Raw genomic sequence first — 22758 nt, 5'->3', positions numbered from 1 at the left:
CGAGTGTGGACCGTCGTGCCACTCCGTGCCACTCGACGCCCACGAGACCCAGGATCCGCGTATTTCCGCGGATCGTGAGGGATTCCGTAGGTCACCTGTGGCACGAAGTGGCACGCCCCGGCCGCTCGCCAACCCGAAATTTCGGGAGCCGGACTCTCTCGCCTCCATGAGGGAGGTGTGCTCGTGCCACCGGCGTGCCCCACCGAACGGGTATTCCTGGTCATCTCTGTCCTCCTCTGCCATTTCGAAGAGGGCACGAAAGAGGCCCGAACCCGCGAGATTTCGCGGATCCGGGCCTCTGACCAGCTGTTTCGCTGGAACCTCAGAGAGAAGTTCTCAGAAGTCCCAGTCGTCGTCTTCCGTGGCCTCCGCCTTGCCGATCACGTACGAGGAACCCGACCCCGAGAAGAAGTCGTGGTTCTCGTCGGCGTTCGGCGAGAGCGCGGACAGGATGGCCGGATTCACGTTCGTGACGGCTGGACGGGAACATGGCCTCGTAGCCGAGGTTCATCAGCGCCTTGTTGGCGTTGTAGTGCAGGAACTTCTTGACGTCTTCGGTCAGACCGACACCGTCGTAGAGGTCCTGCGTGTACTGCACCTCGTTGTCGTACAGCTCGTACAGCAGCGAGAAGGTGTAGTCCTTCAGCTCGTCCTTGCGGGCCTGATCGAGCGTCTCGAGCCCGCGCTGGAACTTGTAGCCGATGTAGTACCCGTGCACGGCCTCGTCACGGATGATGAGGCGGATGAGGTCGGCGGTGTTGGTGAGCTTCGCCCGGCTCGACCAGTGCATCGGCAGGTAGAAGCCCGAGTAGAACAGGAAGCTCTCGAGCAGAGTCGAGGCGATCTTGCGCTTGAGCGGGTCGTCGCCGCGATAGTACTCCGTGACGATCTGGGCCTTCTTCTGCAGGTTCGGGTTCTCGACCGACCAGCGGAACGCCTCATCGATCTCCTTGGTCGACGCGAGCGTCGAGAAGATCGAGGAGTAGCTCTTGGCGTGCACCGATTCCATGAACGCGATGTTCGTGTAGACGGCCTCCTCGTGCGGGGTGATCGCATCGGGGATCAGCGAGACCGCACCCACGGTCGCCTGAACCGTGTCGAGCAGCGTGAGCCCGGTGAAGACGCGCATGGTGAGCAGCTGCTCGTCGGCGGTCAACGTGTTCCACGACTGAATGTCGTTGGACAGCGGGATCTTCTCGGGCAGCCAGAAGTTGTTGACGAGGCGGTTCCACACCTCGACATCCTTATCGTCCTGGATGCGGTTCCAGTTGATCGCCTGCACGTGGTCGACCAGCTTGAGCGGAGAGGGAGTCATGTTCTGTCGTCCTGTTTCTGGGTCACTGAGCTTGTCGAAGTGTCAGAGCATGCACGAGACGCACTCGGCCATGTCGGTGCCCTCGAGCGCCATCTGACGCAGACGGATGTAGTAGATCGTCTTGATGCCCTTGCGCCATGCGTAGATCTGCGCCTTGTTGATGTCACGCGTGGTGGCGGTGTCCTTGAAGAACAGCGTCAGCGACAGGCCCTGATCGACGTGCTGCGTGGCAGCCGCGTAGGTGTCGATGACCTTCTCGTAGCCGATCTCGTACGCGTCCTGGTAGTACTCGAGGTTGTCGTTCGTCATGAACGCCGCCGGGTAGTAGACGCGGCCGAGCTTGCCTTCCTTGCGGATCTCGATCTTCGACGCGATCGGGTGGATCGACGACGTGGAGTTGTTGATGTACGAGATCGAGCCGGTCGGCGGCACCGCCTGCAGGTTCTGGTTGTAGATGCCGTGCTGCTGGATCGACGCCTTCAGCGCGGTCCAGTCCTCCTGCGTCGGGATGTGCTTGCCGGCGAAGAGCTCCTTGACCTTCTCGGTCTCGGGAACCCAGGCGCGGTCGATGTACTTGTCGAAGAACGCCCCCGACGCGTAGGTCGAGTCCTCGAAGCCGTCGAACGTCGTCCCCCGCTCGATCGCGAGGTTGTTCGACGCGCGCAGCGCGTGGAACAGCACCGTGTAGAAGTAGATGTTCGTGAAGTCGATGCCCTCTTCCGACCCGTAGAACACGTGCTCGCGGGCGAGGTAGCCGTGCAGGTTCATCTGGCCGAGGCCGATGGCGTGCGAGCGGTCGTTGCCGTCTTCGATGGAACGCACCGAGCCGATGTGGCTCTGGTCGCTGACCGCGGTGAGCGCGCGGATCGCGGTCTCGACGGTCTGTCCGAGGTCATCGGCATCCATCGACAGCGCGATGTTCATCGAGCCGAGGTTGCAGGAGATGTCCTTGCCGATGTTGTCGTACGACAGGTCGTCGTTGTACGTCGTCGGGGTGTTGACCTGCAGGATCTCGCTGCAGAGGTTGGACATGTTGATCCGACCCTTGATCGGGTTGGCCCTGTTCACCGTGTCTTCGAACATGACGTACGGGTAGCCGGACTCGAACTGGATCTCGGCGACGGTCTGGAAGAACTCGCGCGCGTTGATCTTGGTCTTCTTGATGCGCGGGTCGTCGACCATCTCGCGGTACTTCTCGGTGACCGAGATGTCGCCGAACGGAACGCCGTAGACCTTCTCGACGTCGTACGGCGAGAACAGGTACATGTCCTCGTCGTTCTTCGCGAGCTCGAACGTGATGTCGGGCACCACGACGCCGAGCGACAGCGTCTTGATGCGGATCTTCTCGTCGGCGTTCTCGCGCTTGGTGTCGAGGAAACGCATGATGTCGGGGTGGTGCGCGTTGAGGTACACGGCTCCTGCACCCTGACGGGCACCCAGCTGGTTGGCGTAGCTGAAGCTGTCTTCGAGGAGCTTCATCACCGGGATGATGCCGGAGGACTGGTTCTCGATCTGCTTGATCGGCGCACCCGCCTCGCGGATGTTCGACAGCAGCAGGGCGACGCCGCCGCCGCGCTTGGAGAGCTGCAGCGCGGAGTTGATGCCGCGGGCGATCGACTCCATGTTGTCTTCGATGCGCAGCAGGAAGCAGCTGACGAGCTCGCCGCGCTGCGCCTTGCCTGCGTTGAGGAACGTCGGGGTGGCCGGCTGGAAGCGGCCCGAGATGATCTCGTCGACGAGGGCCACAGCGAGCTTCTCGTCGCCGTCGGCGAGACCGAGGGCGGTCATCACGACGCGGTCCTCGAAGCGCTCGAGGTAGCGCTTGCCGTCGAACGTCTTCAGCGTGTAGCTGGTGTAGTACTTGAAGGCTCCGAGGAACGTCTCGAAGCGGAACTTCTTCGAGTAGGCCCGGTCGTTGAGCTTCTGGATGAAGTCGAACGAGTACTTCTCGATGACGGCGCCTTCGTAGTACTCCTTCTCCACGAGGTAGTCCAGGCGCTCCTTGAGCGAGTGGAAGAAGACCGTGTTCTGGTTCACGTGCTGCAGGAAGTACTCCCGCGCCGCGCGCTTGTCGGCGTCGAACTGGATCTTGCCGTTCGCATCGTAGAGATTGAGCATCGCGTTGAGCGCGTGATAGTCGAGACCTTCGTAGGAGGGGTTGGCCTTGAATGCCACTGTCTCGGTCAGTGAAGCTTCCACCGTCGTTCCAATCCGTCGCTCACGCGATCAACATCGTCTTGTGTGCCGAAGATCTCGAGCCTGTACAAGTGGGGCACCTGACACTTGCGGCTGATGATGTCACCGGCGAGGCAGAAGGACTCGCCGAAGTTCGTGTTGCCTGCGGAGATGACTCCGCGGATGTGATCCCGGTTGGCCTCGTCGTTGAGGAACCGGATCACCTGCTTGGGCACCGCCCCGCGTTCGACGCCGCGCCCCTCGCCCCCGCCGTAGGTGGGGGTGACCAGCACGAAGGGTTCGTCGATGACGAGCGGTTCTTCCTGCGGGTGGAGCGGGATGCGTCGGGCGGGGAGCCCGAGCTTTTCAACGAAGCGTGCCGTGTTCCCGGACACGCTGGAGAAGTAGACCAGGAGCGGCGCGGCGGTCGCGACGGCGGCGCTCATAGTTCTCCCCGGTCCCTGAGCTTGTCGAAGGGTCAGGCCAGGCGGGTCGCGAGTTCGGCGATCTTGTCGGGACGGAAGCCCGACCAGTGGTCCTCGTCGGTGACGACGACCGGCGCCTGCATGTAGCCGAGCGCCTTGACCTGCTCCAGCGCCGTCGGGTCCTCCGAAAGGTCGTGGATCTCGTACTCGATGCCCTTGGCATCCAGCGCGCGGTACGTCGCGTTGCACTGAACGCAGGAAGGCTTGGTGTAGACCGTGATCGACATGTCTCATCCCCTCAAATCTTGGTTTTGGCCGGCAGACCCCCGCCGGGAGTTCAATACTACATATGGGTGCCGACATTGGGGGCGACCACTAGGGGTAGTAGTTACATTCGTGTAGTTTTCCACCGCTCTCCCCAAATACAACACAGGTTGTCCACCGTTTCTTCCACAGGCTGCGACCCCGCCACAGGCACCTCGAGGCCCGAGAATCCGCGGCTGGGAGGCACCTGTGAGGGATCCATCCACAGGGGCGACCGTACGCGCGGCATCCGACATTCGATCGCCTGTGGAAACAGCCCTTCGGCGTGTCGTCGGCGTGTCGTGTCGGATGCCGCTTGGACGCCGCTCCGGTCCGCCCACTAGCGTGGTCAGGTGGCGGGATATCGGGATCTTCTTCGCACGCCGGGAGTGGCGCGCATGATGGCCGCTCAGCTGACCGCTCGCTTCCCCAACGGCATGTCGTCGCTCGCGATCCTGCTGCACGTCGAGCAGCAGACCGGCTCCTACGGCGCAGCCGGACTCGTGCTCGCCGCGACGAGCGTGGGACAGGCCGTCGCGGGTCCCATCACCAGCCGCTGGATGGGTGTCTGGGGCATGCGCCGCGTGATCACCCTCACCCTCGCCGTGTGCGTGATCGCCGTGATCGGGCTCGCGCTCCTCCCCCTCACCGTGCCGGGGTACATGATCCTCGGCATGATCGCGGGACTCTCCACCCCGCCGATCCAGGCGGCGGTGCGCACCATCTACCCGAAGCTGGTCAACTCCTCTCAGCTGACGCCGCTGTTCTCCCTCGACGCGTCTCTGCAGGAGATCATCTGGATCCTCGCCCCGGTGCTGATCACCCTCGTGTCGACCCAGATCGGCACGGTCGAGGGACTGCTCCTCGTGGCGGTCATCCTCGTGGGCGGCGGCGCCTGGTTCATCCTGTCCCCCGAGGTCGGGCGCGTCCGCATCCCGCGCAGCCGCAATGCACTGGGCAAGGTCGTGCTCAAGCCGCCGGTGCTGCTGGCGACCGTGATCGGCTTCCTCCTGATCGGCGCCTGCGCGGCCGTCGAGGTGGGGGTCGTCGCGACCTTCGAGCACGGAAGCCTGACGGCCGGGCTCGTGCTGGCCGTGTTCGCGGTGGGCAGCCTGGCGGGCGGCCTGGCCTTCGGCCACATCCCGATCGGCCCCTGGGCGATGGCGCGGCGGCTGCTGATCGTCACGGTGGGCCTCGGGCTCACGATGGTCATGCTCAACGTGTTCTGGCTCGGCGGCACCCTGGTGCTCGCCGGCATCGGCATCGCCCCCGCCCTCGCCGTGCTGTTCGCGATCACCTCGGCCAGCGTCAAGTTCAGCGAGACGGCCGAGGCGTTCGGCTGGGCGGGCACCGGTCAGCTCATCGGCGCCGCGGCCGGATCCGCGGTCGCGGGCTTCCTGGTCGACGTCGGCGACTGGCGCGGCGCCTACTTCGCCGCGGCCCTGTTCGCCGCCGTCGGACTCATCGTCGCCGTGGTGTTCGTGCGATCCTTCCCCGACCTCCGTCATCGCGACGCGAGCCCCTATCCCGATACCGAACCCGTGGCGGTCACCCCCTCATGAGCATCCCCCCGCATCCGACGGCTCCCGAGGTCGTCTGCATCGGCGAATCGATGGCACTGATCACCCCGACCGACGCCGGACTCGCCGAGGCCGACACGGCGACGATCACGCTCGCCGGGGCGGAGGCGAACGTCGCGGTCGGACTTGTGTCGTTCGGCCACCGGGCCGCGTGGGCGTCGCGACTCGGCGATGACCCGATCGGCACCCGTATCGCCTCGGAGATGGAACGCCGGAGGGTCGAGCTCTGGGTCGAACGGGACGAAAACGCCCCGACCGGTGTGATGTTCAAGGACCCGGGCGTCGAGTCCTCTGCGGTCTACTACTACCGCCGGGGCTCGGCCGCCTCGCGGATGGATGCCGGCTTCCTCTCCCCTGCGCAGCTCTCCGGCGTGCGCATCGTGCACACCACCGGCATCACCCCCGCCCTCTCCGAGAGCTGCCTGCGGATGGTCGACCAGGTCTTCATCGACGCCCGCCGCGCCGGTGCCGTCGTGTCGTTCGACGTGAACGACCGTCGTGCCCTCTGGAGTGCGGAGGAGGCAGCGGCGACCCTCGCCCGACTCGCGGATGCCGCCGACATCGCCTTCGTCGGCCGCGATGAGGCCGAGCGCATCTGGGGCACCGCGACGCCGGCGGAGATCCGCGCGCACCTTCCGCACTGCGCGTTGCTCGTCGTCAAGGACGGGGAGGTGGGAGCGACCGCCTTCGCCGGCGACGATGCGCCCGTCTTCGTGCCCGCGCCCGAGGTGGAGGTCGTCGAACCGGTCGGCGCCGGCGACGCCTTCGCGTCGGGGTTCCTGGCCGCCACCCTCGATGGCAGTGATCTGGCCGCTCGGCTCTCCGCCGGACACGCAGCGGCGGCGCGCGTGCTCAGGATCGCCGCCGACCTCCCGCCCCTCGACTGAGTTCTAGGCTGGGGGCATGCCTGCACCGCTCACCCTGCCCCGCCTCGCCTGGGGTGACCCGTCCGCCGCTCGCCGCGCGCTGCTCGTGCACGGTCTCGGCTCGTCCGCGGCACTGATGTGGCGCCTCGGCGATGCGCTCGCGGATGCCGGGTGGCACGCCACCGCCGTCGACCTGCGGGGCCACGGCGACGCCCCGCGCGCCCTCGACTACACCGTGGCCGCGTACGGCTCCGACCTCGTGGCGACGGCACCCCAGGGCGGCGGATCGTGGGATGCGGTCATCGGTCATTCGCTGGGCGGCGCGGCCAGTACAGTCGCTGCGGCCTCCTCTCCCGACTGGACCCGGCGGCTCGTCCTCATCGACCCGGCGATCCAGATCGGCGACCGGGACGCGGGAATCGTCCGCCGGAGCCAGGAGCGCGCGTTCGCCGACACGCGTTTCGAGGTCGTGCAGCAGGAGCATCCGCACTGGCACCCGCAGGATCAAGAGTTAAAGGTCGATGCCGTGCTGCGCGCGAGCGCCTGGGCCGTCGAGCAGACCAGCGCGCAGAACCAGCCCTGGGATGTGCGCGCGGCGGCCGCTCAGCTGACGGTGCCCACGCACGTGATCGGCGCCGACCCCGCGGTCTACAGCGTCTTCACCGGCGACGTCGCCGCCGCGGTGCTGGCCGCCAACCCGCGGATCACGATGTCGATCGTCGAGGGCGCCGGACATTCGCTGCACCGCGACAAGCCGGACGAATCGATCCGCCAGCTCCTGGAGGCGCTGTCATGAGTGAACCTGTCGTGAGCGAGCCTGTCATGAGCTTCGATCCGGCCGCTTTCCTCCCCGACGACCTGCTCGAGCGGATCCGCGACCGCGCGCCCATCCACGACCGTGAGAACACGTTCCCTCAGCAGGATCTCGACGAGCTTCGCGCCGCCGGGTACCTCTCGATCCTCGTGCCCACCGAGCGCGGCGGCGCCGGACTCACCCTCGCCCAGGCGGCGATCCTGCAGCAGCGTCTCGCCGAGGCCGCTCCGGCGACGGCTCTCGCGATCAACATGCACCTCGTGTGGACGGGCGTCGCCAAGGTGTTCTCCGACCGGGGCGTCTCCGGGCTGGAGTTCGTGCAGGACGGTGCCACCCGGGGCGAGGTCTTCGCCTTCGGGATCAGCGAGGGCGGCAACGACCTGGTGCTGTTCGGCAGCGACACCGACGCCGCACCCCTGCCCGACGGCGGCTACGCCTTCACCGGCACCAAGATCTTCACGTCCCTCGCCCCGGTCTGGACCCGGCTCGGCCTGCATGGGCTGGATACCACGAGTGCCGACGCGCCCAAGCTGGTGTTCGCCTTCATCGAGAGGACGGATGCCGTCGCCACCGGCGATGACTGGGACACCCTGGGCATGCGGGCGACGCAGAGCAGGACGACCCGGCTGACCGGCGCGGTGGCGGATACCGCGCACGTCGTGCGGCGCATCGATCCCGGCCCGAACCCGGACCCGATCGTCTTCGGCATCTTCGCGATGTTCGAGATCCTGCTGGCGTCGGTCTACACCGGCATCGCCCGGCGCGCACTCGACCTGGCCGTGCTGACGGCCGGCGCTCGGCGTTCGAAGAAGACCGGTGCCGCGTACAGCCAGGACCCCGACATCCGGTGGCGGATCGCCGACATGGCTCTGGCCTACGACGCGCTGCCGCCGCAGATCGCCGCCCTCGCGCGTGACGTCGATGAGCGGGTCGACAACGGCCCGCGGTGGTTCTCCCTCCTCTCGGGCGTGAAGCACCGCGCGATCACGATGGCGAAGCAGGTCGTCGATCAGGCGATGCTCGTCGCGGGCGGCGGCTCGTACTTCTCGGCCAACGAGCTCTCGCGGCTCTACCGCGACGTGCTCGCGGGCGCGTTCCACCCGTCAGACCCCGAGTCCGCGCACTCGACCGCGGCGAGCGCCTGGCTGGGCCCGGTCGCGAACTGACGGCTCCTGCCGAGATCAGGGGCGAGGCAGCTTTCCCGCCGCGGAATCGGTTGCCGCAAAGCGTTCCGGGTGCGAAGATCGCACCATGAGCTCCGTGAGGAAGCATCCGACGCTCGATGCGGTCGCGAAGACCATCATCGAACTGCTCCAGGAGGACGGGCGACGCTCGTACTCCGATATCGGCCGCGTCGTCGGTCTGAGCGAGGCCGCGGTGCGACAGCGGGTGCAGCGGCTGACCGAGTCCGGGGTGATGCAGATCGTCGCGGTGACCGATCCGATGCAGCTCGGGTTCCACCGGCAGGCGATGATCGGCATCCGGGTGTCCGGCGATGCGCGCAAGGTCGCCGAGGCCATCGCCGCGGTCGAGGCGATCGACTACGTCGTCATCACGGTCGGCGCCTTCGACGTGCTCGCCGAGGTCGTCTGCGAGGACGACGACCAGCTGCTGGCCCTGATCAACGACGCCATCCGTCCCATCGAGGGCGTCATCTCCACCGAGACCTTCATCTACGCCAAGCTGCAGAAGCAGCTGTACAACTGGGGGACGCGATGAGTGCCGCGCGGCCCGCGCGGTCGGAGGCCGACCTGCAGTCCATGGCGAAGGATCATCTGTGGATGCACTTCACCCGGCAGTCCACGATGGATCGCGGTGGCGTGCCGATCATCGTGAAGGGCGACGGTCATCGCATCTGGGACTCCACGGGCAAGGACTACTTCGACGGCCTGTCCGGGCTGTTCGTCGTGAACGCCGGCCACGGTCGTCGACGCCTGGCCGAGGCCGCCGCCGCGCAGGCGACGGAGCTGGCGTTCTTCCCGCTCTGGTCGTACGCGCACCCCGCGGCGATCGAACTCGCGGACCGGCTGGCCGACGAAGCGCCGGGCGATCTGAATCGGGTGTTCTTCTCGACGGGCGGCGGCGAAGCCGTCGAGACGGCCCTCAAGCTCGCGAAGCACTACTGGAAACTGCAGGGCAAGCCCACCAAGCACAAGGTGATCTCGCGCGCTGTCGCCTATCACGGCACCCCGCACGGAGCCCTGGCGATCACCGGCATCCCCGCCATGAAGGCGATGTTCGAGCCGGTCGCCCCGGGCGGGTTCCGGGTGCCGAACACCAACTTCTACCGAGCGGCCGAGATGGGGGCTCCCGCCGATGACCTCGAGGCCTTCGGGCGGTGGGCCGCCGACCGCATCGAGGAGATGATCCTGTTCGAGGGAGCCGACACGGTCGCGGCGGTGTTCCTCGAGCCGGTGCAGAACTCCGGCGGCTGCTTCCCGCCGCCGCCCGGCTACTTCGCCCGGGTGCGCGAGATCTGCGACCGTCATGACGTGCTGCTCGTCTCGGACGAGGTGATCTGCGCGTTCGGACGACTCGGCCACACCTTCGCCTGCACGGGCCTCGGCTACGTGCCCGACATGATCACCTGCGCGAAGGGCATGACCAGCGGATACTCCCCGATCGGCGCCACGATCGTCAGCGACCGCATCTACGAGCCGTTCTCGCACGGCGACGTCTCCTTCCCGCACGGCTACACCTTCGGGGGCCATCCCGTGTCGGCCGCGGTCGCGCTGGAGAACCTCGCGATCTTCGACGAGGAGGGACTCAACGCGCGGGTGCGCGAGAACTCGCCCGTGTTCCGCACCGAGCTCGAGAAGCTGCTCGATCTGCCGCTCGTCGGCGACGTGCGCGGCGACGGCTACTTCTTCGGCATCGAACTCGTGAAGGACAAGGCGACCCGGCTGACGTTCGACGACGCGGAGTCCGAACGACTGCTGCGCGGCTTCTTCTCCCCCGCGCTGTTCGAGGCCGGCCTGTACTGCCGGGCGGACGACCGCGGGGACCCCGTCATCCAGCTCGCTCCTCCGCTCACCGTCGGCCCCGCCGAGTTCCGTGAGATCGAGCAGATCCTGCGCGACGTGCTGACTCGCGCGCAGTCGGTGCTCTGACCGAGTGCACTCAGGCGAGGTCGGGATGAATCACGAACCGATGAGCGCGACGCAGTATATCGGGTGACTCCCCGAATGTCACTCCTCAAGACGATAACGTGTCGGCCGGAGGGCACATGGCTGACAAGCGGGTCGAGACGCGAAGCGCGTTCGCGGAGGCGTTCTCCGGCGCCATCACCGCGCGGGGCGTCTCGCTGTCCTGGTTGCACCGCACGCTGACCGAGCGCGCGAATCCGATCTCGGTCGCGACCCTCAGCTACTGGCGCTCCGGCGAGCGCCACCCCGAAGGTTCGCGGTCTCTGACCGCGGTGGAGGACATCGAGCGCCTGCTGGGCCTCGAGCCGGGTTCGCTGCTGAACCTGATCTGCACGCGCACCCGCCTCGGTCCGCTCGCCCCGGCGCAGAACCCCTTCACCGAGACACAGGTCGCCGAGGCGGCGGAGGAGACGCTGAAGCTGCTCGACGCCCCGCCCATCGACGTCACCCGCGACCTCTCCGCGCACGTCGTGTCGGAGGTCGACGAGACGGGGGCGCTGCGCAGCCGCCGATCGCAGATCCTCGTACAGGCCGTCGCCCCGTTCGTGCACGAGGTCACCTATTCGCTCATGTCCGCCGACGTCACGATCGCGCAGCCGGAGTTCACGCTCCGCGGTGCCACCCTCCTGCGCGAGCACCTCCACCCGAGCGGACACGTCTACGCCTGCGTGCTGCGCCTCGACACCCCGCTGGTGGTCGGCGGCACCACGATGCTCGAGGTGACGGCCACTCCGCCGCGCATCCCGCGGCCTCTGGAAGACGAGACCGGCGTCTTCGTGATGCGACCGATCCGCGACCTCGTCGTCTGGACCCGCTTCCACCGGGATGCCGTGCCGGACTGGATCGACGAGATCGAACGCGTGTCGGCGACCTCAGACCTCGTCTCCCGTGCGGTGCGACCGCAGGAGTCCGTGCATCAGTCCCGGCGGGACTTCGGCCCCGGCATCCTCGGGATCCGCTGGGGCTTCGATCGCTGACGCACGATCCGGCGCGCGGTAGGGTACCGGCAGGAGGAGCGATGACCGCCGACGACTCCGAGGCTCGGGCTTCCTTCAGTCGTGTCTTCGCCGCCGCGCTGACCGCGAGCGGCCTCTCTCTGTCGCGGCTGCATCGACGCCTGGTCGCGCACGCCAACCCGGTGTCCATGGCGACGCTCAGCTACTGGCGCTCCGGGGAGCGCTCACCCGAAGGCACTGCCTCGCTCGCGGCCGTCGAGGAGATCGAGCGGCTGCTCGACCTCGCACCGGGTACTCTCACCGGGCTCATCTCCGAGCGCGTGCGGTTGGGGTCGCTGCATCCGCCGCGGACCCCGTTCTCAGAAGGCCAGGTGCTGGCGGCCCTCGCCGAGTCCATGGAGATCCTCGATGCCCCTCCGATGGAGACCAAGCGTGAGCTGTCGACCCACGTCGTCGCGGATGTCGCCGCGGACGGCGCCGTCCGGGGTCGGAACACCCAGATGCTGATCCAGGCCGTGGCGCCGAGAGTCGACGCCGTGACCTACACGCTCGTCTCCACCGTGAAGCAGCTCTCACGACCCGAGATCACCGCCCGCGGCGCGCGACTGGTGCGCGACCATGTGCACGAGAGCGGGCATGTCTACGCCTACGTCCTTCAGCTGGACCAGCCCCTCACTCTGGGAGCTACTACAATGATCGCCGTGACGATGAACGCGGGCGAGGGGTATGCCCCGCCGTCCGAGGTCGGCGCCTTCGTGCTCCGACCGATCCGCGACCTGGTCCTCTGGACGCGGTTCCATCCGGATGCGGTGCCGAAATGGATCGACGAGCTGGAGAAGTCGGGCGACCAGACCGAGATGATCCACCGCCCGTTGCGGCCGAGAGCCTCGATCCATCAGGCGCGTCGCGATTTCGGCCCGGGCGCCCTCGGGATCCGCTGGGGATACGACCCCTGATCCGTGGGAGCTATTTGCGGTCGAAGTCGAATGCCTTCAGCAGTTCGACCACGGCCCTGTCGCGCTCCTCGCCGCCCTCTTCGAACATGTGCGTGACGTGCGTGCGCAGGTGATTCTCCAGCAGCAGGCGGTTCAGCGATTCCAGCGAGCGCTGGATCGCGCGGGACTGCGTGATGATGTCCATGCAGTACTCCTCGCTCTCGATCATCCGCGCGACGCCGCGCATCTGCCCCTCGAGGATGCTGGTGCGGTGCAGCGCGCGCTTCTTGATGTCTTCGATCACGTCTCGAGGGTACTCCGCACCGTGCCTGTAGGGGGCGCGTGCGTGGAAGGATGGCGACATGTCCCGCACACCGATGGCGCAGCTCTCGCCCGCCGACCAGGAGCGACTCCGCGCCCTCCGGCGCATGAAGGCCGTGGCGCTCGGTGCGCTGGTGTTCATGGCCGTCGCGTTCGTCCTCGCCTTCGCGTTCCAGGAGCGGATGGGCTGGCTCGCCTACGTGCGCGCCGCCGCGGAGGGCGGCATGGTCGGCGCGCTCGCGGACTGGTTCGCCGTCACCGCACTGTTCCGTCGTCCGCTCGGGCTCCCCATCCCGCACACCGCCATCATCCCGAGCCGCAAGGACGAGATCGGGCGCACCCTGGGCGAGTTCGTCGAGACCAACTTCCTCGCGGCCGACGTCGTGCGCCAGAAGCTCTCCACCACGGCCATCGCCCTGCGCGGCGGCGAATGGCTGCGGGAGGAGGCGCATGCGGAGCGGGTGGGCGCCGAGGGCGCCACCATCGCCACGGCCGTGCTCAATGCCCTGAGCGACGACGACGTGCGCGACCTCATCTCGGACCTCGCACGCGAGCACCTGGTCGAACCGGAGTGGGGTCCGCCGGCGGGCGTGTGGCTGGAGAAGATCGTCGACGCCGAGGCGCACCACGGCGCCGTCGATCTCGCCGTCGACAACATCGGGCGATGGCTGGAGGCGAACGCCGAGTCGTTCTCCGGCCTGGTGTCGCGTCGCCTTCCCGGGTGGGTGCCGAAACTCGCCCACCGGTTCGTCGACGACACGGTCTACAACGAGGCGATCAAGTTCGTGCACGCCGTGCAGGCCGACCCCCGGCATCCGGCGCGCATCGCCATCGACGGCTATCTCACGCGTCTCGCCGACAATCTGCAGAACGATCCCGACACCCGGGCCAAGCTCGAGAACGCCAAAGCTTCGCTCTTCGACAGCCCCCGCGTCGGCGCGCTGGCGGCCGAGGCCTGGAACACCGCGAAGAACGGACTCCTCACCGCCCTCGCCGACCCGGAGAGCGGGCTGCGCCGGCGTGCGGTGCGCGCCCTGCAGGAGGTCGGCGAGCGCCTGACGACGGATGCCGCCCTGCAGCACCGCGTCGACACCTGGGTGTCCGACGCCGCGGTGTTCCTCGTCGACCGGTACCGTCACGACATCGCGTCGATCATCACCGACACCGTCGAACGCTGGGACCCGGCGGAGACGACCGAGAAGATCGAGCTCATGGTGGGCCGGGACCTGCAGTACATCCGCCTGAACGGCACGTTCGTGGGCGCCCTGGCCGGACTCGCGATCTTCACCCTCGCCCACGCCCTGATCCCCGGAGTCTGACATGGCCCTCTCGCACGATCCGCTCTGGCCCCGCGCCGGTGGCTGGCCGCCCTTCGATGGCACCGCCGATGCCGTGCTGCTCGGCGTTCCGACGTGGCGCACCTCGCTCTCGCCGACGGGTGCGCACGCCACTCCCGCGGCGATCCGTGAAGCCCTCCCGCGCTACGGGACCACCCTGATGGGGCCGCCGATCGTCGATCTGAACGAGACGCTGCGCATCGCGGATGCCGGTGACGTCGACGAACCGGACGGCGACGCCGGCGAGGCCGAGGTGATCGCACGGGTGCGCGAGCTGGCAGGCTCCGCCGACCTCGTGATCGCTCTGGGCGGCGACAACTCCCTCACCTATCCGGTGGCGCTGGGCGCCCAGGCGACCGGCCTGATCACCTTCGACGCGCACTTCGACCTGCGCGACGGGGTCTCCAACGGCACCCCGGTCCGCCGGCTCGTGCAGGACTCCCCCGCCGCCTCACCCCTCGACACCTCGCGGATCGATCCGGCCCGCATCGTGCAGATCGGCATCGCCGATTTCGCGAACTCCGCCGCGTATGCGCAACGGGCAGCGGACTGGGGCATCCGCGTGATCACCCTCGACGACCTGCGCCGACGCGGCATCGACGACGTGGTCGCCGAAGCGGTCGAGGTCGCCGGAGCCGGACCGGCGGCCCGCGTCCACCTCGACATCGACGTGGACGTCTGCGATCGCTCCGTCGCACCCGGCTGCCCGGCGAGTGTGCCCGGCGGCCTTCAGGCGTGGGAACTGCGAGCGCTCACGCGCGCCGTGGCATCCGATGCTCCAATCGTCAGCGCGGATCTCGCCGAGGTCGATGCGACGGCCGATGTCGCCGATGGGCGCACGGTTCGGCTCGCCGCGCTGTGTGTCCTCGAACTGCTCGCCGGGCTCGCCGCGCGCGGAGTCAGCGCACCACGAGCTCAGGTGTGATCAGCGCATGCGCGGACCCGGCTTGAAGTCGGCGCGGCGCGACGATCTCTCCCGTCGGGCCCATGAGGAGCTCGAGGATCGCGGTGGCGACATCCTCCGGGCGCTGCTCGACGCTCGAGAATCCCAGCGCCTCGGCCGTCGGAGTGTTGTCGAATCCGATCACCGGGGCCGAATGGCTCGCATCGGCGATGGCGAGCAGGGCGCCCACGGCGAGTGAGTCGCTCGCGCAGACCACAGCATCCGGTGTGTCGCCGTCTGCCAGGGCTGTGGCGACGGCGGCTCGCGCAAGCGGCACATCGTCCTCCGTCGTGAGTCGTGGCCCCCGCGCACCGGCGGCATCCATCGCCTCGCGCCAGCCGCGTTCGCGATCATCCCCCGTCCCCGATCCCGCAGGCCACCCGAGGAATGCGACGTTCGGGCCGAAGGTCAGCGCATGCTCGGTCGCGGCACGTGTGCCGGCAGCCCCGTCGACGTCGACCCACAGATGACGGGGATCGGCGATGTCGTCCTCGCCCCAGGGACGGCCGAACGAGATGAACGGCAGACCGTCCTCGTCGAGGCGGCGCACGCGCGCATCGTCGCGCGTCGTGCCAGTGATGATCGCCGCATCGATCTCGGAGCCCTCCCAGAGCTCCGACAGCCGCGCGATCTCGTCCTCCGGCGTGCGAGCGGCATACACCAGCATCCGCATACCGCGCTCGCTCGCCCGTTCGGTGATGGCATGCACGAAGCGGTCGAGCACGACACCGGAGACCCCGCCGAGATACGGGTCGAGCCGGATGCCGATGGTCGAGCTCCGGCGCAGCCGCAGCTGGCGGGCAGCAGCATGGCGCCGATACCCGAGCTCGCGGATCGCGGTGAGTACGCGCTCCCGCGTCGCGGGTCGCACGATGTCGGGCGAGTTGAGCACGTTCGAGACGGTCTGCCGGGAGACGCCCGCGCGTTCGGCGACATCCTCGACGGTGGGGGCTTTCGCCACGACAGCTCCTCGTTCACGGCGGGCTTGACACTCCCGCACCTCGCCCTTAGCCTATTCCACGCAGAGTTTGATCGTTCAAATTCGTGTCCGCCCCCGCAGTGACTCATCAAAGGAGAGAGACAATGACACGGCACACCACTCGCGCAGTCCTCGGCACGGGAGCCGTGCTGCTGGCCAGCACGCTCGTCCTCGCGGGGTGCGGTTCCGGATTCTCCGGCGACGACGCCGCCGAGCCCGAGACCGAGGGCCTCACCTCCTCCGACGACGCGCTCAGCGTGCTCATCGGCTCTTCCGGCGACGCCGAGACCGCCGCCGTGCAGGCCGCCGTCGACGCCTGGTCGGAGGAATCCGGCACGGAGGTCTCGCTGCAGGTCGCGAGCGACCTCGGACAGGAACTCTCCCAGGGCTTCGCGGCCGGAGAGCCCGCCGACCTGTTCTACCTCTCGACCGATCAGATCGCCGGCTTCGCCTCCAACGGCTCCCTGCAGGCGTACGGCGACCAACTGTCGAACAAGGACGACTTCTACCCCTCCCTCGTGGAGAACTTCACCATCGACGACACGTTCTACTGCGCCCCCAAGGACTTCTCCACGCTCGCCCTCGTGATCAACACGCAGATGTGGACGGATGCCGGGCTCACCGACGCTGACCTGCCGAAGACCTGGGACGACCTCGCCGCCGTCGCGAAGACGCTGACCACGGCGGACCACGTGGGGCTCGCGTTCGGTGCGGAGTACCAGCGGATCGGCACCTTCATGGCGCAGGCCGGCGGCGGCCTGGTCTCGGACGGCGCCGCGATCGCCGACAACGACGCGAATGTGGAAGCGCTGGACTACGTGAAGTCCCATCTGGAGGACGGCACCTTCGCCTTCGCGAAGGACGTGGGCGTCGGATGGGGGCGGCGAGGCCCTGGGCAAGGGCGCCGCCGCCATGGTGATCGAAGGCAACTGGATCACCGGCGCCATGTCGAACGACTTCAGCTCGGTGGGCTACACCGTCGCGGAGCTCCCCGAGGGCCCTGGTGGCCAGGGCACGCTGCAGTTCACGAACTGCTGGGGCATGGCGGCCGACAGCCCCAACCAGCAGGCGGCACTCGAGCTCGTCGAGTACCTCACCAGCGCCGACAGCCAGCTGGCGTTCTCGAAGGCCTTCGGGCCGATGCCGTCGATCGCGTCGGCCGCTGACGCCTGGACCTCGGCGAACCCCGACCTCGCGGCATTCCTCGCCGGAGCGGAGTACGCCCAGTTCCCGCCCAACCAGGACGGCGCCACGGATGTGATCGCCGACTTCAACGCCCAGATCGAGACGCTGAAGACCGGCGACCCGGCCGCGATCCTCGGCTCGGTGCAGACCAACCTCGAAGCGATCGTCGAGTAGCCATGGCCCAGCGGTCTCTGTCTCGCCGCGGGGGCGCCTCCGGGCTCCGCCGCGGCGAGGCCGCCGCCGGATGGCTGTTCACCGCTCCGGTGATCGTCATCCTCGGCGTCTTCCTCCTGGTCCCGGTGCTCATGGCCCTGTGGGTCAGCATGTCGGACTGGGCGGGCCGCGGCAGCCCGCTGTCGGGCTCGGTGTCGTTCGTCGGCGGCGAGAACTACTCCGCCGTGCTCGCCGACGGCGGCCTCGCCACCAAGGACTTCGGCACGGCGCTGCGCAACAACGCCTGGTACGTGCTGCTCGTGGTGCCGCTGCAGACGGCGCTGGCTCTCTTCCTGGCGGTGCTCGTCAATCGGGCGATGCTGCGCGGTCGCGGCTTCTTCCGCACCGCGTACTACTTCCCCTCGGTCACCAGCTCCGTCGCCATCACCGTGCTCTGGCTGTTCCTGTTCTCCGCCAGCGGCGCCGTCAACGACGTGCTCTCCTGGTTCGGCATAAACGGGCCGAACTGGTTCAACGACCCCCGCGGCGTGCTCCAGCTGCTCCTCGGCGTGTTCGGTGTCGACAGCGGACCTGCCGCGCTGACGCAGTCGGGTGCGCTGGGGATCTCCTGGTGGGACTGGCTCGCCGGCCCCTCCGTCGCGATGAGCGCATTCGTCTTCATGGCGATCTTCACGACCTCGGGCACCTTCATGCTCATCTTCCTCGCGGGACTGCAGAATCTCGGGGCAGATGTCGACGAGGCGGCGATGATGGACGGTGCCAGCGGATGGCAGCGGTTCTGGCGCGTGACCCTGCCTCAGCTGCGCCCCACCCTGTTCACGGTGCTCACCCTCGGGCTGATCGGATGCTGGCAGGTCTTCGACCAGATCTACACCGGCACGGAGGGCGCGCCGAGCAAGACGACTCTGACGCCGGCCTACCTGTCGTACCAGACCGCCTTCCGGAACCAGGAGTGGGGTCAGGGGGCGGCGATCGCCTTCATCCTGTTCGTCATCATCGTGATCTTCACGCTCCTGCAGCGCTGGGTGCTGCGTGACAAGCCGGTGTCGCGCCGCCGCATCCGCGCCTATGAGATCGCGGGCAAGGGGAAGTCGTCATGAGGCTGTCCTCGAAGCAGCTCACCTGGCAGATCGTGCTCTACGCCGTGCTCATCGCACTCGCGGTCATCTACATCTATCCGTTCCTGGTGCAGGTGGCGACCAGCTTCAAGACCGACGAGGAGGCGGCGAGCGCGGGCATCTCGCTGGTGCCGGAGGTGTGGAGCTTCGCCGCCTACGAACGGCTCTTCGCGCGTTCGGACTTCCCGTCCTGGTTCGTCAACAGCGCGATCGTGACCGTCTTCGTCACGATCGGCCGCGTGTTCTTCAACTCCCTCGCCGGCTATGCCCTTGCCCGGCTCCGGTTCCGCGGACGGGGCGTCGTGTTCGCCGCGCTCGTGGCGGTGATGTCGGTGCCCACCGTCGTGCTGCTGATCCCCAAGTTCCTCGTGATCAACCAGCTCGGAATGTTCAACTCCTACGCCGGGATGATCCTGCCTCTGCTCGTGGACGCGGCCGGGGTGTTCATCATGAAGAACTTCTTCGAGTCGATCCCCGTGTCGGTGGAGGAGCAGGCGCGGATCGACGGGGCCGGCACGTTCCGCATCTTCTGGTCGGTGGTGCTCCCGATGGCCACCCCTGCACTGGTGACGATCATCATCCTGTCGTTCCAGGGCTCCTGGAACGAACTGAGCCACTTCATCGTGTCGACGAACGATCCCGCGCTGACGACACTCACCAAGGGTGTCGCATCGCTGGCCAGCGGGCAGCTGAGTCAGGGCACGCAGTATCCGCTCAAGCTGGCAGCGGCGCTCATCATGACGATCCCCGTCGCGGTGATGTTCTTCGTCTTCCAGCGCCGCATCATGAACTCCACCGAAGGAGCCGTCAAGGAATGACCACCACCTCGCCCCCGCAGCCCCTCCAGCCGCTGCTGGACGACGCCGTGATCGCGCTCGAGGCGCCGACCCAGGTGTGGTCGGATGACGCCGGCCTCATCGGGACGGCCCCGATCCACGGCATCTATCACGGCGATGTCCGTCAGGTGCGCGCGGTGGAGACCGCTGTCGACGGCACGACGCTGGAGTCGATCGGATGCTCGTCTCCGACGCCGGGGATGCTGCTGCTCACGGACGTGCTGCGCGGCCTCGACGACGACACGGCGGACCCGAAGGTGCGTCTCGACCGCGAACGCATTGTGACGGCCGGGAACTTCTCGGAGCGGTGGCTGATCGCCAGCCATCTGGAGACATCGACACGGGTGGGCGTCACCGTGCACCTCACGCCGGACTTCGGACCGATGCAAATGGTCAAGGCGGGGATGAGCGGTGCCGCGGACTGGGAGTGGGACGGTGAAGTCTGCCGCGCGGGTCAGGCCTCGTTCGCGCTGACGGCGCCGGGAGCGACGGTCTCGTCCGACGGCGAGCGTCTGACGCTGCGCTGGGATCTCGAGGTCGCCCCGCGCAGCACCCGGGATATCGAGTGGACTCTGGTGCTCGCAGACACGTCGCTCGTGGTCGGCGCGCCCGCGCATCCGGCCGCACCCCCGCTCCCGGACCCCGTCGACTCGCGCGCCGCCCGCTGGCTGCAGCGCGCCTCGGCCGACCTCGCCGCGCTCCGGCTGGCGACGCCGCAGCATCCTGAGGACGCGTTCTACGCGGCCGGCGCCCCCTGGTTCTTCACCCTGTTCGGCCGCGACTCGCTCTGGACCGCACGTCTCGCTCTCGCCGCCGACCCGCTCATGGCCGCATCGACGCTGCGCGTCCTCGCCCGGCTTCAGGGAACCACGCATGATCCGTCGACGGCGGAGGCACCGGGCAAGATCCCGCACGAACTCCGCAGCGACACACTGAGCATTCCGAACGAGGGCGTGCACCTCGCCCCGCTGTACTACGGCACGGTGGATGCCACCCCGCTCTGGGTCTGCCTTCTCGCCGATGCGCGGGAGGCCGGGATGCCCGAGCACGAAGTACGCGCCCTCCTCCCCCGCTCTCCGGGATGCGCTGAACTGGGTCACCGAGCACGGCGACGCATCCGGCAGCGGCTTCATCGACTACGCCGACGAGTCGGGTCACGGCCTCGCCAATCAGGGCTGGAAGGATTCCGGCGATTCGATCCAGTGGCGTGACGGACGCCTCGCCGAGGGACCGATCGCGCTGAGCGAGGTGCAGGGGTACGCCTACGAGGCCGCGGTGCGCGGAGCAGGACTGCTCGAGACGCTCGGCGAATCAGGCGCCGACGAGCTCCGCGTCTGGGCCGCCGACCTGCGCACCCGGTTCCGCGACGCCTTCTGGGTGACGACGGAGGAAGGGCGCTACCCGGCGATCGCGCTCGACGCGCACGGCGCCGCCGTCGATTCGCTCACGAGCAACATCGGCCATCTGCTCGGCACCGGGCTGCTCGACGCAGAGGAAGAACGGGTGTGCGCCGAACTGCTCGCCGCCGAGAGCATGTCGAGCGGCTTCGGCATCCGCACGATGTCGACGGGCGCCGCCGGATACTGGCCGCTGAGCTATCACGGGGGCAGCGTCTGGACGCACGACACCGCGATCGCCGTGCACGGGATGCTCCGCGCCGGCCTGCTCGAGGACGCCAGGGGGATCGCCCTCCAACTGCTCGACGTCGCCGAGGGCTTCGACTACCGAGTTCCGGAACTCCACTCAGGAGACGCACGGATCCCCGGAGCCCGCCCGCTGCCGTACCCCGCCGCGTGCCGCCCGCAGGCCTGGTCGGCGGCCGCCGCCGTGGTCTGCGCGCAGGCTCTGTCGTAGGCGCGCCCTCGATCAGATACCCGCGCTTCAGGCGAACATCACTCGCCGGGATGGTCGGTCGGTGTAGGTGCGGCCCAGGGGGCTGTGCCACGTGATGGTGCCGTCCTGCCGTTGTTGTGCCGTCCACCGGTACGGTTCGGGGATGTCGGGGTGTTTCAGGGTGTGGTGGGAGCGGCAGAGGTGGCTGAGGTTGTCGAGCCGTGTCTTGCCGCCTTTCGCGTGATCATAGGTGTGGTCGATGTCGCACCGGTGGACGGGCATGCGGCAGCCGGGGAAGCGGCAGTGCTGGTCGCGGGCGCGGAGGAACCGGCGCATCCCCTCGGTCGGCGTGTAGGTGTCGGTGTGGGTGATCATGCCGGTGCCGTTGAGGAACAGGCGGCTCCAGCCGGTGTTTCGTCCGGCGAGGTCGCGGGCGATGTCGGGGTGGAGTGGACCGTGGCCGTCAAGCTCCGCAGGGCGCTCATCCGCACCGGTCAGGGTGGAGGCGGCGACGGTGACCTGGATGCGTCCCTGAATGTTCTCGAGGCCGTCGCCGTGCACCGTGCTCGGGTCGGCGGCGAGGAGCAGGTCGGCGAAGATGTCAGCCTTCACCTGATCCTTCGTGCGCGTGTCTGCCGGGATGTGGATCACGTCCGGGTCGGTCGTGAACGTGCCATCGCCGAAGATCGCACCCGCAGACGGGTCGAACGCGGGGTCGTTGAACGCCGGGTCATCGAGCGCGAAGTCTTCGGGGAACAGGGAGTCGCCGGACTCATCGGCCATCCACGGGTCGAGGACGGGCTCGCGGTCGTCGCGCGTGTCGATGACCTGGCGGGCCATCTGATCGAGCCGGTCGGCGATCGCGTTCGCCATCCACTCAGGCAGCACCGCAGTCAGGATCGCGAGGCCATCATCGACCGACCGCACCTTCACGCACCGCTCCTCCGCCGCCCGACGGTGCCGGTCGGTGACCGTCTCACCCACCAGGGCCGCGGCGACCTGCTTCGCGTGCGCGCTCGTACGGGCCGCGGTCTCCCGTTCCGCGAAAAGCAGCACCGCGGTCTCGTAGAGACCCATCACCTCAGCATCCGCCCTCTGGTTGCGGATCGCTTCGGACACGATCGCGGCCGCGCGGGCGATCTCCCGCATATGTGCGGCACTGATCCGGCCGCTCGCGAACGCCGCGCGCACGGCCGGTAACTCTGTGCTCAGCGAACGCGCATCCGAGAACGCGTACTCGATCGATCCCTTCGGGATGCGACCCGCGGCGGAGAACTCCGCCACCATCGACCGGTAGATCGCATCCCGGTGATACGGACTCCCCGATACATCAGCGTCATGGATCGCGATCTGCTCGACCAGGAGCGCCGTCGCCTCCGCCTCGAGCACCGCGATCCGCCGCCGCGCCTCCACCCACGAGTCGAGCACACGGCGACGCTCCTCAAGATCGAGGGAGAGATCGGTCGGCTGTTCCATACCCCAAGATTAGAACAAAGCTTCGAACCAAGCAATATTCT

20 protein-coding genes and 2 pseudogenes are annotated in these 22758 nt (G+C 68.0%); 15 read left to right on the top strand and 7 right to left on the bottom strand.

Annotated features, from left to right (window positions below; all coding sequences use genetic code 11):
* Window positions 1-336: 336 nt before the first annotated feature.
* The 4 genes and pseudogenes from nrdF to nrdH all read right to left on the bottom strand — a co-directional run bounded on the left by nrdF (window position 337) and on the right by nrdH (window position 4202).
* Window positions 337-1315 (bottom strand): annotated as a pseudogene (nrdF, locus tag QFZ21_RS18775) (class 1b ribonucleoside-diphosphate reductase subunit beta).
* Between the two features lie 42 nt (window positions 1316-1357).
* Complete coding sequence (gene nrdE / locus QFZ21_RS18770; protein ID WP_307381355.1) at window positions 1358-3502, bottom strand: class 1b ribonucleoside-diphosphate reductase subunit alpha; 2145 nt, start codon at window positions 3500-3502, stop codon at window positions 1358-1360.
* Entirely contained in the window at window positions 3499-3936 is a 438-nt protein-coding gene (gene nrdI, locus QFZ21_RS18765) for a class Ib ribonucleoside-diphosphate reductase assembly flavoprotein NrdI (RefSeq protein WP_307380572.1), read from the bottom strand. Before nrdI ends, nrdE begins: the two co-directional genes overlap by 4 nt.
* Before the next feature lie 32 nt (window positions 3937-3968).
* Window positions 3969-4202: a glutaredoxin-like protein NrdH gene (nrdH, locus tag QFZ21_RS18760; RefSeq protein ID WP_046012882.1), complete on the bottom strand. Its 234-nt coding sequence runs from the start codon at window positions 4200-4202 to the stop codon at window positions 3969-3971.
* A 369-nt stretch (window positions 4203-4571) separates the two neighbouring features.
* Between nrdH and QFZ21_RS18755 the strand changes: the two genes are divergently transcribed.
* The 8 genes from QFZ21_RS18755 (at window position 4572) to QFZ21_RS18720 (ending at window position 12536) form a co-directional block, all read left to right on the top strand.
* The gene (locus QFZ21_RS18755; RefSeq protein ID WP_307380570.1) at window positions 4572-5780 is read left to right on the top strand and encodes an MFS transporter; all 1209 of its coding nucleotides are present in this window, start codon (window positions 4572-4574) and stop codon (window positions 5778-5780) included.
* The gene (locus QFZ21_RS18750; RefSeq protein WP_307380567.1) at window positions 5777-6685 is read left to right on the top strand and encodes a sugar kinase; all 909 of its coding nucleotides are present in this window, start codon (window positions 5777-5779) and stop codon (window positions 6683-6685) included. The genes QFZ21_RS18755 and QFZ21_RS18750 overlap by 4 nt, the downstream gene beginning before the upstream one ends.
* Before the next feature lie 16 nt (window positions 6686-6701).
* The gene (locus QFZ21_RS18745; protein WP_307380564.1) at window positions 6702-7460 is read left to right on the top strand and encodes an alpha/beta fold hydrolase; all 759 of its coding nucleotides are present in this window, start codon (window positions 6702-6704) and stop codon (window positions 7458-7460) included.
* Window positions 7457-8644: an acyl-CoA dehydrogenase family protein gene (locus tag QFZ21_RS18740; RefSeq protein ID WP_307380562.1), complete on the top strand. Its 1188-nt coding sequence runs from the start codon at window positions 7457-7459 to the stop codon at window positions 8642-8644. The genes QFZ21_RS18745 and QFZ21_RS18740 overlap by 4 nt, the downstream gene beginning before the upstream one ends.
* Window positions 8645-8729: 85 nt before the next feature.
* Window positions 8730-9197 (top strand): Lrp/AsnC family transcriptional regulator, encoded by a 468-nt coding sequence (locus tag QFZ21_RS18735; RefSeq protein ID WP_307380560.1) that lies wholly within the window; start codon window positions 8730-8732, stop codon window positions 9195-9197.
* On the top strand, window positions 9194-10588 hold the full coding sequence (locus QFZ21_RS18730; protein WP_307380558.1) for an aspartate aminotransferase family protein: 1395 nt from the start codon (window positions 9194-9196) through the stop codon (window positions 10586-10588). The genes QFZ21_RS18735 and QFZ21_RS18730 overlap by 4 nt, the downstream gene beginning before the upstream one ends.
* Window positions 10589-10704: 116 nt before the next feature.
* Window positions 10705-11601 (top strand): hypothetical protein, encoded by an 897-nt coding sequence (locus QFZ21_RS18725; protein WP_307380555.1) that lies wholly within the window; start codon window positions 10705-10707, stop codon window positions 11599-11601.
* Between the two features lie 41 nt (window positions 11602-11642).
* The gene (locus tag QFZ21_RS18720) at window positions 11643-12536 is read left to right on the top strand and encodes a hypothetical protein (RefSeq protein ID WP_307380553.1); all 894 of its coding nucleotides are present in this window, start codon (window positions 11643-11645) and stop codon (window positions 12534-12536) included.
* A gap of 10 nt (window positions 12537-12546) precedes the next feature.
* On the opposite strand, the gene QFZ21_RS18715 is transcribed toward QFZ21_RS18720, so the two are convergent.
* Window positions 12547-12819 carry a metal-sensitive transcriptional regulator gene (locus QFZ21_RS18715; protein WP_307380551.1) on the bottom strand — a complete coding sequence of 91 codons (273 nt, stop codon included), beginning with the start codon at window positions 12817-12819 and terminating at the stop codon, window positions 12547-12549.
* A 58-nt stretch (window positions 12820-12877) separates the two neighbouring features.
* Here QFZ21_RS18715 and QFZ21_RS18710 point away from each other — a divergent pair, with 58 nt between their 5' ends.
* Window positions 12878-14155 (top strand): DUF445 domain-containing protein, encoded by a 1278-nt coding sequence (locus QFZ21_RS18710; RefSeq protein WP_307380548.1) that lies wholly within the window; start codon window positions 12878-12880, stop codon window positions 14153-14155.
* Between the two features lies 1 nt (window position 14156).
* On the top strand, window positions 14157-15098 hold the full coding sequence (locus QFZ21_RS18705) for an agmatinase family protein (protein WP_307380546.1): 942 nt from the start codon (window positions 14157-14159) through the stop codon (window positions 15096-15098).
* On the opposite strand, the gene QFZ21_RS18700 is transcribed toward QFZ21_RS18705, so the two are convergent.
* Window positions 15073-16077: a LacI family DNA-binding transcriptional regulator gene (locus QFZ21_RS18700; protein ID WP_307380543.1), complete on the bottom strand. Its 1005-nt coding sequence runs from the start codon at window positions 16075-16077 to the stop codon at window positions 15073-15075. The two genes, QFZ21_RS18705 and QFZ21_RS18700, sit on opposite strands and share 26 nt — an antisense overlap.
* A 122-nt stretch (window positions 16078-16199) precedes the next feature.
* On the opposite strand from QFZ21_RS18700, the pseudogene QFZ21_RS18695 reads away from it, so the two are divergent.
* From QFZ21_RS18695 to QFZ21_RS21125, 5 genes and pseudogenes are all read left to right on the top strand, one after another.
* Window positions 16200-17454 (top strand): annotated as a pseudogene (locus QFZ21_RS18695) (extracellular solute-binding protein).
* Window positions 17455-17456: 2 nt separating this feature from the next.
* Complete coding sequence (locus QFZ21_RS18690) at window positions 17457-18554, top strand: carbohydrate ABC transporter permease (protein WP_307380540.1); 1098 nt, start codon at window positions 17457-17459, stop codon at window positions 18552-18554.
* Complete coding sequence (locus tag QFZ21_RS18685; protein ID WP_307380538.1) at window positions 18551-19390, top strand: carbohydrate ABC transporter permease; 840 nt, start codon at window positions 18551-18553, stop codon at window positions 19388-19390. The genes QFZ21_RS18690 and QFZ21_RS18685 overlap by 4 nt, the downstream gene beginning before the upstream one ends.
* Complete coding sequence (locus QFZ21_RS18680) at window positions 19387-20619, top strand: glycogen debranching N-terminal domain-containing protein (RefSeq protein WP_307380535.1); 1233 nt, start codon at window positions 19387-19389, stop codon at window positions 20617-20619. Before QFZ21_RS18685 ends, QFZ21_RS18680 begins: the two co-directional genes overlap by 4 nt.
* Window positions 20620-20656: 37 nt before the next feature.
* Window positions 20657-21262 (top strand): amylo-alpha-1,6-glucosidase, encoded by a 606-nt coding sequence (locus tag QFZ21_RS21125; protein WP_373426052.1) that lies wholly within the window; start codon window positions 20657-20659, stop codon window positions 21260-21262.
* Between the two features lie 27 nt (window positions 21263-21289).
* Here the strand turns inward: QFZ21_RS21125 and QFZ21_RS18675 are convergent, their stop codons facing one another.
* On the bottom strand, window positions 21290-22717 hold the full coding sequence (locus tag QFZ21_RS18675) for an HNH endonuclease signature motif containing protein (RefSeq protein WP_307380533.1): 1428 nt from the start codon (window positions 22715-22717) through the stop codon (window positions 21290-21292).
* Between the last annotated feature and the right edge of the window lie 41 nt (window positions 22718-22758).

This window comes from Microbacterium sp. W4I20 (genome assembly GCF_030816505.1).
Lineage (GTDB): Bacteria > Actinomycetota > Actinomycetes > Actinomycetales > Microbacteriaceae > Microbacterium.
The sequence above is the reverse complement of the archived record's forward strand: the minus strand, read 5'-3'. Positions and strand labels throughout refer to the sequence as shown.

Bases quoted from the DNA above. Each gene is read 5' to 3' on its own strand.
- QFZ21_RS18680 (WP_307380535.1), top strand. From the start codon at position 19,387: ATGACCACCACCTCGCCCCCGCAGCCCCTCCAGCCGCTGCTGGACGAC.
- QFZ21_RS18745 (WP_307380564.1), top strand. From the start codon at position 6,702: ATGCCTGCACCGCTCACCCTGCCCCGCCTCGCCTGGGGTGACCCGTCC.
- QFZ21_RS18750 (WP_307380567.1), top strand. From the start codon at position 5,777: ATGAGCATCCCCCCGCATCCGACGGCTCCCGAGGTCGTCTGCATCGGC.
- nrdH (WP_046012882.1), bottom strand. From the start codon at position 4,202: ATGTCGATCACGGTCTACACCAAGCCTTCCTGCGTTCAGTGCAACGCG.
- QFZ21_RS18690 (WP_307380540.1), top strand. From the start codon at position 17,457: ATGGCCCAGCGGTCTCTGTCTCGCCGCGGGGGCGCCTCCGGGCTCCGC.
- QFZ21_RS18730 (WP_307380558.1), top strand. From the start codon at position 9,194: ATGAGTGCCGCGCGGCCCGCGCGGTCGGAGGCCGACCTGCAGTCCATG.
- QFZ21_RS18675 (WP_307380533.1), bottom strand. From the start codon at position 22,717: ATGGAACAGCCGACCGATCTCTCCCTCGATCTTGAGGAGCGTCGCCGT.
- QFZ21_RS18720 (WP_307380553.1), top strand. From the start codon at position 11,643: ATGACCGCCGACGACTCCGAGGCTCGGGCTTCCTTCAGTCGTGTCTTC.
- QFZ21_RS18735 (WP_307380560.1), top strand. From the start codon at position 8,730: ATGAGCTCCGTGAGGAAGCATCCGACGCTCGATGCGGTCGCGAAGACC.
- QFZ21_RS18725 (WP_307380555.1), top strand. From the start codon at position 10,705: ATGGCTGACAAGCGGGTCGAGACGCGAAGCGCGTTCGCGGAGGCGTTC.
- QFZ21_RS18740 (WP_307380562.1), top strand. From the start codon at position 7,457: ATGAGTGAACCTGTCGTGAGCGAGCCTGTCATGAGCTTCGATCCGGCC.
- QFZ21_RS18710 (WP_307380548.1), top strand. From the start codon at position 12,878: ATGTCCCGCACACCGATGGCGCAGCTCTCGCCCGCCGACCAGGAGCGA.
- QFZ21_RS18685 (WP_307380538.1), top strand. From the start codon at position 18,551: ATGAGGCTGTCCTCGAAGCAGCTCACCTGGCAGATCGTGCTCTACGCC.
- nrdI (WP_307380572.1), bottom strand. From the start codon at position 3,936: ATGAGCGCCGCCGTCGCGACCGCCGCGCCGCTCCTGGTCTACTTCTCC.
- QFZ21_RS18705 (WP_307380546.1), top strand. From the start codon at position 14,157: ATGGCCCTCTCGCACGATCCGCTCTGGCCCCGCGCCGGTGGCTGGCCG.